The organism is Pseudomonas sp. St386 (assembly GCF_018325865.1).
Taxonomy (GTDB): Bacteria; Pseudomonadota; Gammaproteobacteria; order Pseudomonadales; family Pseudomonadaceae; genus Aquipseudomonas; species Aquipseudomonas brassicacearum.
Genome location: NZ_AP021900.1, coordinates 5,506,963 through 5,519,230, shown reverse-complemented (window position 1 = coordinate 5,519,230; position 12,268 = coordinate 5,506,963). Strand labels below are relative to the sequence as shown.

Annotated in this window: 9 protein-coding genes; 8 read left to right on the top strand and 1 reads right to left on the bottom strand. The window is 61.9% G+C overall.

What is annotated here, in order from left to right; translation table 11 throughout:
* Positions 1-132: 132 nt before the first annotated feature.
* From lepA to pdxJ, 6 genes are all read left to right on the top strand, one after another.
* The gene (gene lepA, locus KI235_RS24350) at positions 133-1,932 is read left to right on the top strand and encodes a translation elongation factor 4 (RefSeq protein ID WP_003205274.1); all 1,800 of its coding nucleotides are present in this window, start codon (positions 133-135) and stop codon (positions 1,930-1,932) included.
* Between the two features lie 5 nt (positions 1,933-1,937).
* Entirely contained in the window at positions 1,938-2,792 is an 855-nt protein-coding gene (gene lepB, locus KI235_RS24345; RefSeq protein ID WP_003205272.1) for a signal peptidase I, read from the top strand.
* 183 nt (positions 2,793-2,975) lie between these two features.
* Positions 2,976-3,665 carry a ribonuclease III gene (gene rnc / locus KI235_RS24340; RefSeq protein WP_003205268.1) on the top strand — a complete coding sequence of 230 codons (690 nt, stop codon included), beginning with the start codon at positions 2,976-2,978 and terminating at the stop codon, positions 3,663-3,665.
* On the top strand, positions 3,658-4,560 hold the full coding sequence (era, locus tag KI235_RS24335) for a GTPase Era (protein WP_003205264.1): 903 nt from the start codon (positions 3,658-3,660) through the stop codon (positions 4,558-4,560). The genes rnc and era overlap by 8 nt, the downstream gene beginning before the upstream one ends.
* Before the next feature lie 171 nt (positions 4,561-4,731).
* Positions 4,732-5,421 carry a DNA repair protein RecO gene (gene recO, locus KI235_RS24330; RefSeq protein ID WP_003205262.1) on the top strand — a complete coding sequence of 230 codons (690 nt, stop codon included), beginning with the start codon at positions 4,732-4,734 and terminating at the stop codon, positions 5,419-5,421.
* A gap of 49 nt (positions 5,422-5,470) precedes the next feature.
* Complete coding sequence (gene pdxJ / locus KI235_RS24325) at positions 5,471-6,214, top strand: pyridoxine 5'-phosphate synthase (protein ID WP_003205260.1); 744 nt, start codon at positions 5,471-5,473, stop codon at positions 6,212-6,214.
* A gap of 90 nt (positions 6,215-6,304) precedes the next feature.
* Here the strand turns inward: pdxJ and mltF are convergent, their stop codons facing one another.
* A complete protein-coding gene (mltF, locus tag KI235_RS24320; RefSeq protein ID WP_212795340.1) occupies positions 6,305-7,765 on the bottom strand; it encodes a membrane-bound lytic murein transglycosylase MltF in 1,461 nt (486 codons plus the stop codon).
* Between the two features lie 288 nt (positions 7,766-8,053).
* Between mltF and purL the strand changes: the two genes are divergently transcribed.
* Together purL and KI235_RS24310 are read left to right on the top strand one after the other, a co-directional pair.
* Positions 8,054-11,950: a phosphoribosylformylglycinamidine synthase gene (purL, locus tag KI235_RS24315; RefSeq protein ID WP_003205256.1), complete on the top strand. Its 3,897-nt coding sequence runs from the start codon at positions 8,054-8,056 to the stop codon at positions 11,948-11,950.
* Positions 11,951-11,954: 4 nt separating this feature from the next.
* The gene (locus KI235_RS24310; RefSeq protein ID WP_003205254.1) at positions 11,955-12,266 is read left to right on the top strand and encodes a YqfO family protein; all 312 of its coding nucleotides are present in this window, start codon (positions 11,955-11,957) and stop codon (positions 12,264-12,266) included.
* The last annotated feature ends 2 nt before the right edge of the window (positions 12,267-12,268 follow it).

Genomic DNA, 12,268 nt, shown 5'->3' with positions numbered 1-12,268 from the left:
GCCCTGTAGTCTTTCATAGATCGAGGTGGCTGTTTCGCGAGCAAGCTTTGCTCCCACTTGCGCGGTGTATCAGGTACAATTCCCGGCTATTTTTCGGCGGGCTATGCCTGCAGCCTTTTTGAGTGTTGATCCGTGAGTGATTTGAGTCATATCCGCAATTTCTCCATCATCGCCCACATTGACCATGGCAAGTCGACGCTGGCCGATCGCTTCATCCAGATGTGCGGCGGCCTGGCCGAGCGTGAAATGGAAGCCCAGGTCCTGGACTCCATGGACCTGGAGCGTGAACGCGGGATCACCATCAAGGCCCACAGCGTTACCCTCTACTACAAGGCCCGTGACGGCATCACCTATCAGCTGAACTTCATCGATACCCCGGGTCACGTCGACTTCACCTATGAAGTCAGCCGGTCGCTGGCGGCCTGCGAAGGTGCGCTGCTGGTGGTCGATGCTGGCCAGGGCGTCGAAGCCCAGTCGGTTGCCAACTGCTATACGGCCATCGAGCAGGGCCTGGAAGTCATGCCGGTGCTGAACAAGATCGACCTGCCCCAGGCCGATCCGGACCGCGTGAAGGAAGAAATCGAAAAAATCATCGGCATCGACGCTACCGACGCGGTCACCTGCAGTGCCAAGACCGGCCTGGGCGTGGACGAAGTGCTCGAGCGCCTGGTGCACACCATTCCCGCGCCGACCGGCAACATCGAGGATCCGCTGCAAGCGTTGATCATCGACTCCTGGTTCGACAACTACCTGGGTGTGGTTTCCCTGGTTCGCGTGCGCCATGGCCGCGTGAAGAAAGGCGACAAGATCCTGGTCAAGTCCACCGGCAAGATCCACCTGGTGGACAGCGTCGGTGTATTCAACCCGAAACACACCGCCACCGTAGACCTGAAGGCCGGTGAAGTGGGCTTCATCATCGCCGGCATCAAGGACATCCACGGGGCGCCGGTCGGCGACACCCTGACCTTGAGCTCTACCCCCGACGTCGATGTGTTGCCAGGTTTCAAACGCATCCAGCCGCAGGTCTATGCCGGCCTGTTCCCGGTCAGCTCCGACGATTTCGAGGATTTCCGCGAAGCCCTGCAAAAGCTGACCCTGAACGACTCGTCCCTGCAATACACCCCGGAAAGCTCCGATGCCCTGGGCTTCGGCTTCCGTTGCGGGTTCCTGGGCATGTTGCACATGGAAATCATCCAGGAGCGCCTGGAGCGCGAGTACGATCTGGACCTGATCACCACGGCGCCGACGGTTATTTTCGAGCTGTTGCTCAAGAACGGCGAGACCATCTACGTCGACAACCCGTCCAAGCTGCCGGACCTGTCGGCCATCGAAGACATGCGCGAGCCGATCGTGCGGGCCAACATCCTTGTGCCTCAGGAGCACCTGGGCAACGTCATTACGTTGTGCATCGAGAAGCGTGGCGTACAACACGACATGCTGTTCCTCGGCACGCAGGTCCAGGTGACCTACGACCTGCCGATGAACGAGGTGGTACTGGACTTCTTCGACCGCCTCAAATCCACCAGTCGCGGCTATGCTTCGCTGGACTATCATTTCGATCGTTACCAATCGGCTAATCTGGTGAAGCTGGATGTGCTGATCAACGGTGAGAAAGTCGATGCCCTGGCATTGATCGTGCACCGTGACAACGCGCACTACAAAGGTCGTGCATTGACCGAGAAGATGAAGGAACTGATTCCGCGGCAGATGTTCGATGTGGCAATCCAGGCCGCCATTGGCGGGCAGATTGTGGCGCGTACAACCGTCAAGGCGCTCAGAAAGAACGTATTGGCCAAATGCTACGGTGGCGACGTCAGCCGTAAGCGCAAGCTGTTGGAAAAGCAGAAGGCCGGTAAAAAACGCATGAAGCAGGTCGGTAACGTGGAAATTCCACAAGAAGCCTTCCTTGCGGTGCTCAGGTTGGATAGTTAGGTCCTATGTCGCTAAATTTCCCGCTGTTGCTGGTTATCGCCGTGTTTGTCTGCGGCCTGTTGGCGTTGCTTGATCTGTTGTTCCTGGCGCCTCGGCGCCGGGCGGCCATCGCCTCTTATCAGGGCAGCGTCAGCCAGCCTGATGGTGTGGTGGTCGAAAAGCTCAACAAGGAACCGCTGCTGGTCGAGTACGGCAAGTCGTTCTTCCCGGTGTTGTTCATCGTGCTGGTGCTGCGCTCGTTCCTGGTAGAGCCGTTCCAGATCCCGTCTGGCTCGATGAAGCCGACCCTGGACGTGGGCGATTTCATCCTGGTGAACAAGTTTTCCTACGGGATCCGCCTGCCGGTGATCGACAAGAAAGTCATCGAAGTCGGTGACCCGCAACGCGGCGATGTCATGGTGTTCCGCTTCCCGAGCGACCCGAACGTCAACTACATCAAGCGTGTGGTCGGCCTGCCGGGCGACACGGTTCGCTACACCGCCGACAAGCGCCTGTTCGTCAATGGCGAATCGGTGGCCGAACAGTTGCTCGGTTCCGAGCCGGGTACGCTGGGCAGTGCCGAGCTCTACCGGGAAAAACTCGGCGAGGCCGAGCACCTGATCCGCAAGGAAATGAGCCGCTACCGCGCAACGCCGGACCATTCGTGGACCGTGCCGGCGGGGCACTACTTCATGATGGGCGACAACCGCGACAACTCCAACGACAGCCGGTACTGGGATGATCCGAACATTCCCAAGGACCTGCTGGGCATGGTCCCGGACCGGAACATCGTCGGCAAGGCCTTTGCGGTCTGGATGAGCTGGCCGGAACCCAAACTCAGTCACCTGCCGAATTTCTCGCGGGTTGGCCTGATCAAGTAATCACACACGGCGCTGTTGAACACAGCGCCGAATGCTTTTCTGGAGCCTGCGCAAGGTTGCCCGAAGGCATGAAGCCAACGATAGTCAGGACGTATTTTTGAACACAGCGTTAATTGTCCCAAGCCAACGGCGCCTTGCCGCCGTGGCGGTGGAATCCAGCCACGAACTCAGCGTGGGTAAACCGTGAGCGTTTCTCTAAGCCGTCTCGAGCGTCAGCTCGGCTACACCTTCAAGGACCAGGACCTCATGCTCCTGGCCCTCACTCACCGCAGTTTTGCCGGGCGCAACAACGAACGCCTGGAATTCCTCGGTGATGCCATCCTCAACTTCGTGGCCGGTGAGGCGCTGTTCGAGCGTTTCCCGCTGGCCCGCGAAGGCCAGTTGTCGCGTTTGCGCGCACGATTGGTAAAAGGTGAGACCCTGGCCGTATTGGCCCGTGGTTTCGACCTGGGCGACTATCTGCGCCTGGGCTCTGGTGAGTTGAAAAGCGGCGGTTTCCGTCGCGAGTCGATCCTGGCCGATGCCCTGGAAGCGTTGATTGGTGCGATCTACCTGGATGCGGGCATGGAAATGGCGCGCGAACGCGTGCTGGCCTGGCTGACCTCCGAGATCGACAGCCTGACGCTGGTGGACACCAACAAGGACCCGAAGACCCGTTTGCAGGAATTCCTGCAATCGCGCAGTTGCGAGCTACCGCGCTACGAAGTCGTGGATATCCAGGGTGAGCCGCATTGCCGTACCTTCTTCGTCGAATGCGAAGTGGTCCTATTGAATGAAAAAAGCCGGGGTCAGGGTGTGAGTCGTCGTATTGCCGAACAGGTAGCGGCCGCCGCAGCACTGATTGCCCTGGGTGTGGAGAATGGCAATGACTGATACAACCGTCACCCGCTGCGGCTATGTCGCCATTGTCGGTCGGCCGAACGTGGGCAAGTCCACGCTGCTGAACCACATCCTGGGCCAGAAGCTGGCGATCACCTCGCGCAAGCCCCAGACCACCCGTCACAACATGCTGGGCATCAAGACCGAAGGCGCCGTGCAGGCGATCTACGTCGACACCCCGGGCATGCACAAGGGCGGCGAAAAGGCCCTGAACCGCTACATGAACAAGACTGCCTCGGCGGCGTTGAAAGACGTCGACGTGGTGATCTTCGTGGTCGACCGCACCAAGTGGACCGAAGAAGACCAGATGGTCCTGGAACGCGTTCAGTACGTGACGGGTCCCTTGATCGTGGCGCTGAACAAGACCGATCGCATCGAAGACAAGGCTGAGCTGATGCCGCACCTGACCTGGTTGCAGGAACAGTTGCCGAACGCCCAGATCATCCCGATCTCTGCCCAGCACGGCCATAACCTCGACGCGCTGGAGCGGGTGATTGCCGAACACCTGCCGGAAAACGATCATTTCTTCCCCGAAGACCAGATCACCGACCGCAGCAGCCGTTTCCTCGCCGCCGAGCTGGTGCGTGAGAAAATCATGCGTCAGATGGGTGCCGAGCTGCCCTACCAGATCACGGTCGAGATCGAAGAGTTCAAGCAACAGGGGAAGACCCTGCACATTCATGCGTTGATCCTCGTCGAACGTGACGGCCAGAAGAAAATCATCATTGGCGACAAGGGCGAGCGCATCAAGCGCATCGGCACCGAGGCGCGCAAGGACATGGAGCTGCTGTTCGACTCCAAGATCATGCTCAACCTGTGGGTCAAGGTGAAGGGTGGCTGGTCCGATGACGAGCGGGCGTTGCGTTCGTTGGGTTACGGCGACCTCTGATCAGCTGACTGGATATACCGAGAACCATTGTGGGAGCGAGCTTGCTCGCGATGAGGGCCTGATGTTCAACATGGATGTTGACTGACAGACCGCTATCGCGAGCAAGCTCGCTCCCACATTGGTTTGGGGCTGTTTAAAAACTCTGTTTGTCCATTGAGAACTCTGATTCCCATGCCCCCAACCCAACCCACCGGCCAATCCGCCTACGTCCTCCACAGTCGCGCCTACCGCGAAAGCAGCGCCCTGGTGGACTTCCTCACGCCGCAAGGGCGGCTGCGGGCGGTGTTGCGTGGGGCGCGGGGCAAGGCCGGGACGTTGGCGCGGCCGTTCGTGCCGCTGGAAGTCGAGTTCCGTGGCCGGGGCGAGTTGAAAAATGTCGGGCGCATGGAAAGCAATGGCGTTGCGGCGTGGCTCAATGGTGAGGCGCTGTTCAGCGGCCTGTACCTCAATGAACTGCTGATCCGCCTGCTGCCCGCCGAAGATCCCCACCCGGCCGTCTTCGACCACTACGCCGCCACGCTGCTGGCGCTGGCTGAAGGCCGGCCGCTGGAGCCGCTGCTGCGCTCCTTCGAATGGCGACTGCTGGATGACCTGGGCTATGGCTTCGCCCTGAACACTGACCTGCACGGCGAACCCATCGCCGCCGATGGCCTGTACCGCTTGCAGGTGGATGCCGGCCTGGAGCAGGTCTACCTGCTGCAACCGGGGTTGTTCAACGGTGCCGAGCTGCTGGCCATGGCCGAGGCCGACTGGAGTGCGCCGGGCGCCTTGTCGGCAGCCAAGCGGCTGATGCGCCAGGCCCTGGCTGTGCATCTGGGCGGACGGCCACTGGTCAGTCGCGAGTTGTTTCGCAAGCCCTGATCAACCCGTATGCTGTGGGCCGACCATTTGCCCATTCAGGAGCCTTTTCGTGAGCACCAGCAATCGCATTCTTCTCGGCGTGAACATCGACCATGTCGCCACCCTGCGTCAGGCCCGCGGTACGCGTTACCCGGATCCGGTCAAGGCCGCACTGGACGCGGAAGAGGCGGGCGCCGACGGCATCACCGTTCACCTGCGTGAAGACCGTCGTCACATCCAGGAGCGGGACGTGCTGCTGCTCAAGGATGTGCTGCAAACCCGCATGAACTTCGAGATGGGCGTGACCGAAGAAATGATGGCGTTCGCCGAGCGCATCCGCCCGGCGCACATCTGCCTGGTGCCGGAGACGCGCCAGGAGCTGACCACCGAAGGCGGCCTCGACGTGGCGGGGCAGGAGGCGCGGATCAGCATGGCGGTGGAACGCCTGTCGAAGATCGGCGCCGAGGTGTCGCTGTTCATTGATGCCGACGAACGGCAGATCGAGGCGTCCAAGCGTGTTGGCGCGCCGGCCATCGAACTGCACACCGGCCGTTACGCCGATGCCCAGACCCCCACGGATGTGGCCGATGAGCTGCAACGGGTCGCCGATGGCGTCGCCTGTGGCCTGGCCCAGGGCCTGATCGTCAACGCCGGCCATGGCCTGCACTACCATAACGTCGAAGCCGTCGCGGCCATCAAGGGCATCAACGAGCTGAACATCGGCCACGCGCTGGTGGCCCATGCGTTGTTCGTCGGGTTCAAGTCGGCGGTAGCGGAAATGAAAGCGTTGATCCTGGCTGCCGCCAAACCCTGACCCTGCCACCACATCCTGCGGGAGCAAGCTTTGCTCCCACAGGCACCTGTTCCCACAGGTCCCCCCCAGATTAAGGGTTGTGTCTGGCTGTCAGAGCTGCGGGGATTCCTGGCTAGGCTTGCTCTTGTCGACACCCGGCACGTGCAAGTTGCCCTCGGCCACCTGGTTGCCTTCAAGCTGTGGCTGCGTCACCCAGGTCAGGATGTCGTAGTAGCGACGGATGTTCGCCACGAAATGCACCGGCTCGCCACCGCGGGCGTAGCCATAGCGGGTCTTGCTGTACCACTGTTTCTGCGACAGGCGCGGCAGGATCTTTTTCACATCCAGCCACTTGTTCGGGTTCAGCCCTTCCTTGGCCGTCAGTTTGCGGGCGTCGTCCAGATGACCGCTGCCCACGTTATAGGCGGCGAGGGCGAACCAGGTGCGGTCGGGCTCTTCGATGCTTTCGTCCAGTTGGTCCTTCATGTACGCCAGGTACTTGGCACCGCCCATGATGCTCTGCTTCGGATCCAGGCGGTTGGACACGCCCATGGCCTGGGCCGTGTTCTGGGTCAGCATCATCAGGCCGCGCACGCCGGTCTTGGACGTGACCGCCGGTTGCCACAGCGATTCCTGATAGCCGATCGCGGCCAACAGGCGCCAATCGACTTTCTCTTGCTTGGCGTAGGCCTTGAAGTGCTGTTCGTATTTGGGCAGCCGTTGCTGCAAATGCTGGGCGAATGTGGTGGCGCCCATGTAGCCGAGGACATCGACGTGCCCGTAATAGCGGTCTTTGAGGCGCTGCAAGGTGCCGTTCTTCTGCACCTTTTCCAGGTAGCTGTTGATCTCGTTGAGCAGGCTGTTGTCCTCGCCGGGGGCGACCGCCCAACTCTGACTGCGGGCATCGCCCAGGTCGAAAGCCACGCGCACGTTGGGGAAGTACACCTGGTTCATCGCCACTTCGTTGGAGTCCACCAGGGTCAGGTCGATCTGGCCCTCGTCGACCATGCGCAACAGGTCGACCACTTCGACCGCGTCGGATTCTTCGTATTCGATGCCCGGATACTGCTGCTTCAACTGTGCCAGCTGTTCGGCGTGGGTGCTGCCCTTGAGCACCATGATTTTCTTGCCGGCCAGGGCGGCGGCGTCGGTCGGGCGTGACTGGCCGTTGCGGTAGATGATCTGCGGGGTGACTTCCAGATAGGAGCGGGAAAACCGCACCTGCTTCTTGCGCTGTTCGCTGCTGACCAGGCCCGCGGCGGCCAATACCGGACCGTTGGGCTTGCCGATCTGGCTGAAGAGGTCGTCGAGGTTGTCGGCGGTCTCTATCTTCAGTTCCACCCCCAAATCGTCGGCGAAGCGCTTCACCAGCTCGTATTCGAAGCCGGTTTCACCGTTACGATCCTCAAAGTAGGTGGCGGGGCTGTTTCGGGTAACCACCCGCAGCACGCCATCCTCCTTTACGCGCTCCAGTGTGTTGGGTTTCTCAACACAACCACTGAGCACCAGGAAGAGTCCGGTTGCGATCAGCCATCTGGCATATCGCGGACGCAAAGCCGTTGGGGAAAACATCTGCGCAGTATACGCAAACGGCCCCTACCGCCATATCTCGACAGCAAATGGCCAGTCTGCTAGCCATTGCAAAACATGTCCGCAGCACCGGCCGGCCGGGGTGCGCAGGGCTTTGCGTCGCTGAAAAATAACTCTGCGAAAACCTTGGCGCGGGTGTCCAATTGCGCCGTGTGCGCAAAGACCGACATTCGGCCAGCACCGCGCGTGCCGTTTCGGGTGCCGTTGGCGGCGGTTTAGGCTAGAATGCACGGCCTCAAAGCACACCCCCTTCCCGAGGCTGTCCCGAAGATGTTGATCCTGCGCGGCGCTCCTGCCCTTTCTGCCTTTCGCCACAGCAAACTCCTTGAGCAACTGAGCCAGAAGGTTCCGGCTGTCAGTGGCTTGTATGCTGAATTCGCTCACTTCGCCGAAGTCACCGGCGGTTTGACCGGCGACGAACAGCAGGTGCTTGCGCGCCTTCTGAAGTACGGTCCCAGTGTTCCTGTCCAGGAGCCGGCCGGTCGCCTGTTCCTGGTGCTGCCGCGTTTCGGCACCATTTCGCCATGGTCGAGCAAGGCCAGCGATATCGCCCGCAACTGCGGCCTGGCGAAAGTCCAGCGTCTGGAGCGCGGTATTGCCTTTTATGTCGCCGGTGAGTTCAGCGAGGCCGAGGCCCAACTGATCGCCGACGGTCTGCATGACCGCATGACCCAGGTCGTCCTGGGCAACCTGGAGCAGGCCGCCGGCCTGTTCAGCCACGCCGAACCCAAGCCACTGACCGCCATCGATGTACTGGGCGGCGGCCGTGCCGCGCTGGAAAAAGCCAACGTCGAGCTGGGCCTGGCCCTGGCTGAAGACGAGATCGATTATCTGGTCAACGCCTTCCAGGGCTTGAAGCGCAACCCGCACGACATCGAACTGATGATGTTCGCCCAGGCCAACTCCGAGCACTGTCGCCACAAGATCTTCAACGCCAGTTGGGACATTGATGGCCAGGACCAGGAAAAAAGCCTGTTCGGCATGATCAAGAACACCTACCAGATGCACAACGAAGGTGTGCTGTCGGCCTACAAGGACAACGCGGCGGTGATCGTCGGCAACGTTGCCGGTCGCTTCTACCCGAACCCTGAGACCCGCCAGTACGGTGCGGTCCAGGAACCGGTGCACATCCTCATGAAGGTCGAGACCCACAACCACCCGACGGCGATTGCCCCGTTCCCGGGCGCGTCCACCGGTTCCGGTGGCGAGATCCGCGACGAAGGCGCCACCGGGCGCGGTGCCAAGCCCAAGGCCGGCCTGACCGGCTTCACCGTGTCGAACCTGCAGATCCCGGGCTTCGAACAGCCGTGGGAAAAGCCGTACGGCAAGCCTGAGCGCATCGTCAACGCCCTGGACATCATGATCGAAGGTCCCCTGGGGGGCGCGGCGTTCAACAACGAATTCGGCCGTCCGGCCCTGACCGGCTATTTCCGTACCTTCGAACAGTCCATCACCACCCCGCGTGGTGAGGAAGTCCGTGGTTACCACAAGCCGATCATGTTGGCTGGTGGCATGGGCAACATCCGCGCCGAACACGTGCAGAAAGGCGAGATCCTGGTCGGCTCCAAGCTGATCGTCCTCGGTGGCCCGGCCATGCTCATCGGCCTGGGCGGCGGCGCCGCTTCCTCCATGGCCACCGGCACCAGCTCGGCGGACCTGGACTTCGCTTCGGTCCAACGGGAAAACCCGGAAATGGAACGCCGTTGCCAGGAAGTCATCGACCGTTGCTGGCAGTTGGGTGACCACAACCCCATCAGCTTCATCCACGACGTCGGCGCGGGCGGCCTGTCCAACGCCTTCCCGGAACTGGTCAACGACGGTGGCCGCGGTGGCCGCTTCGAACTGCGCAACATTCCAAACGACGAGCCGGGCATGGCCCCGCACGAAATCTGGAGCAACGAGTCCCAAGAACGTTACGTCCTGGCGGTCGGCCCGGCGGACTTCGAGCGCTTCAAGGCTATTTGCGAGCGCGAGCGCTGCCCGTTCGCGGTAGTGGGTGAAGCCACCGCCGAGCCGCAACTGACCGTCACCGACAGCCATTTCGGCAACAGCCCGGTGGACATGCCGCTGGAAGTGCTGCTGGGCAAGGCCCCGCGCATGCACCGTTCGGCCGTTCGCGAAGCCGAGCTGGGCGACGATTTCGATCCGTCGACCCTCGACCTCGCCGAGTCCATCGAGCGCGTGCTGCATCACCCGGCCGTGGCGAGCAAGAGCTTTTTGATCACCATCGGCGACCGCACCATCACCGGCCTCGTGGCCCGTGACCAGATGGTCGGCCCGTGGCAGGTGCCGGTGGCTGACGTGGCCGTGACCGCCACCAGCTTCGACGTCTACACCGGTGAAGCCATGGCGATGGGCGAGCGCACACCGCTGGCACTGCTGGACGCCCCGGCGTCGGGCCGCATGGCGATTGGCGAGACCCTGACCAACATTGCGGCTTCGCGCATCGGCAAGATTTCCGACATCAAGCTGTCGGCCAACTGGATGTCCGCCGCCGGTCACCCGGGTGAAGACGCCCGCCTGTACGACACGGTCAAGGCTGTCGGCATGGAGCTGTGCCCTGAGCTGGGTATCACCATTCCGGTGGGCAAGGACTCCATGTCCATGGCCACGCGCTGGAACGACGAAGGCGTGGACAAGAGCGTGACTTCGCCGCTGTCGCTGATCGTGACCGGTTTCGCCCCGGTCACCGACATCCGCCAGACCTTGACCCCGCAACTGCGCATGGACAAGGGCACCACCGATCTGATCCTGATCGACCTGGGCCGTGGCCAGAACCGCATGGGCGCCTCGATCCTGGCCCAGGTGCACGGCAAGCTCGGCTCGCAAGCGCCGGACGTCGATGATGCCGAAGACCTGAAGGCATTCTTCGCCGTCATCCAGGGTCTCAACGCCGACGGTCACCTGCTGGCCTACCACGACCGTTCCGACGGCGGTTTGCTGACCACCGTGGTGGAAATGGCCTTTGCCGGCCACTGCGGCCTGAGCCTGACCCTCGACAGCGTTGCCGAGTCCAAGGCCGAAATCCCGGCCATCCTGTTCAACGAAGAGTTGGGCGCGGTGATCCAGGTTCGCCAGGACGCCACCCCGGACATCCTCGCCCAGTTCAGCGCAGCTGGCCTGGCCGACTGCGTCTCGGTGATCGGCCAGCCGATCAACAACGCCCACATCAACATCACCTTCAATGGCGACACCGTCTTTGAAGGCCAGCGCAGCCTGTTGCAGCGCCAGTGGGCGGAAACCAGCTACCAGATCCAGCGCCTGCGCGACAACGCCGATTGCGCCGAGCAGGAATTCGACGCGCTGCTGGAAGAAGACAACCCGGGCCTGAGCGCCAAGCTCAGCTACGACGTCAACCACGACGTGGCCGCGCCCTACATCAAGAAAGGCATTCGCCCACAAGTGGCGGTCCTGCGCGAGCAGGGCGTCAACGGTCAGGTGGAAATGGCGGCGGCATTCGACCGCGCCGGCTTCAACGCGATCGACGTGCACATGAGCGACATCCTCGCCGGTCGTGTCGACCTGAACGACTTCAAGGGCATGGTCGCTTGCGGCGGTTTCTCCTACGGTGACGTGTTGGGTGCCGGTGAAGGCTGGGCCAAGTCGGCGCTGTTCAACAGCCGCGCCCGCGATGCGTTCCAGGGTTTCTTCGAACGCACCGACAGTTTCACCCTCGGCGTGTGCAACGGTTGCCAGATGATGTCCAACCTGCACGAGCTGATCCCGGGCAGCGAGTTCTGGCCGCACTTCGTGCGTAACCGTTCCGAGCAGTTCGAAGCCCGCGTGGCGATGGTCCAGGTGCAGGAGTCGAATTCGATCTTCCTGCAGGGCATGGCCGGTTCGCGCATGCCGATCGCCATCGCCCACGGCGAAGGCCACGCGGAATTCGAAAGCGAAGAAGCGTTGCTCGAGGCCGACTTGTCCGGTTGTGTGTCGCTGCGCTTCGTCGACAACCACGGCAAGGTCACCGAAACCTACCCGGCCAACCCGAACGGCTCGCCGCGCGGGATCACCGGCCTGACCAGCCGCGACGGCCGCGTCACGATCATGATGCCGCACCCGGAGCGTGTATTCCGCGCGGTGCAGAACTCGTGGCGTTCGGACGACTGGAACGAAGACGCGCCATGGATGCGCATGTTCCGCAACGCCCGCGTCTGGGTGAACTAAGGCGGTGTACAAGCTCTGCTTCTTCGTTCCGGCCAGCCATCTGGACGTGGTCAAAAACGCCGTATTCGCTGCCGGTGGCGGGCGAATCGGCGACTATGACCACTGCGCCTGGCAAGTGTTGGGCCTGGGCCAGTTTCGCCCGTTGGACGGCAGCCAGCCGTTCATTGGCGAAGCAGGGCAGGTCGAGCAGGTCGAGGAATGGAAGGTGGAACTGGTGGTGGCCGATGAGTTGATCCGCCCAGTGGTGGAGGCGCTGAAGCACAGCCATCCCTACGAGACACCGGCGTATGAAGTGTGGCGGTTGGAGGATTTCTGATC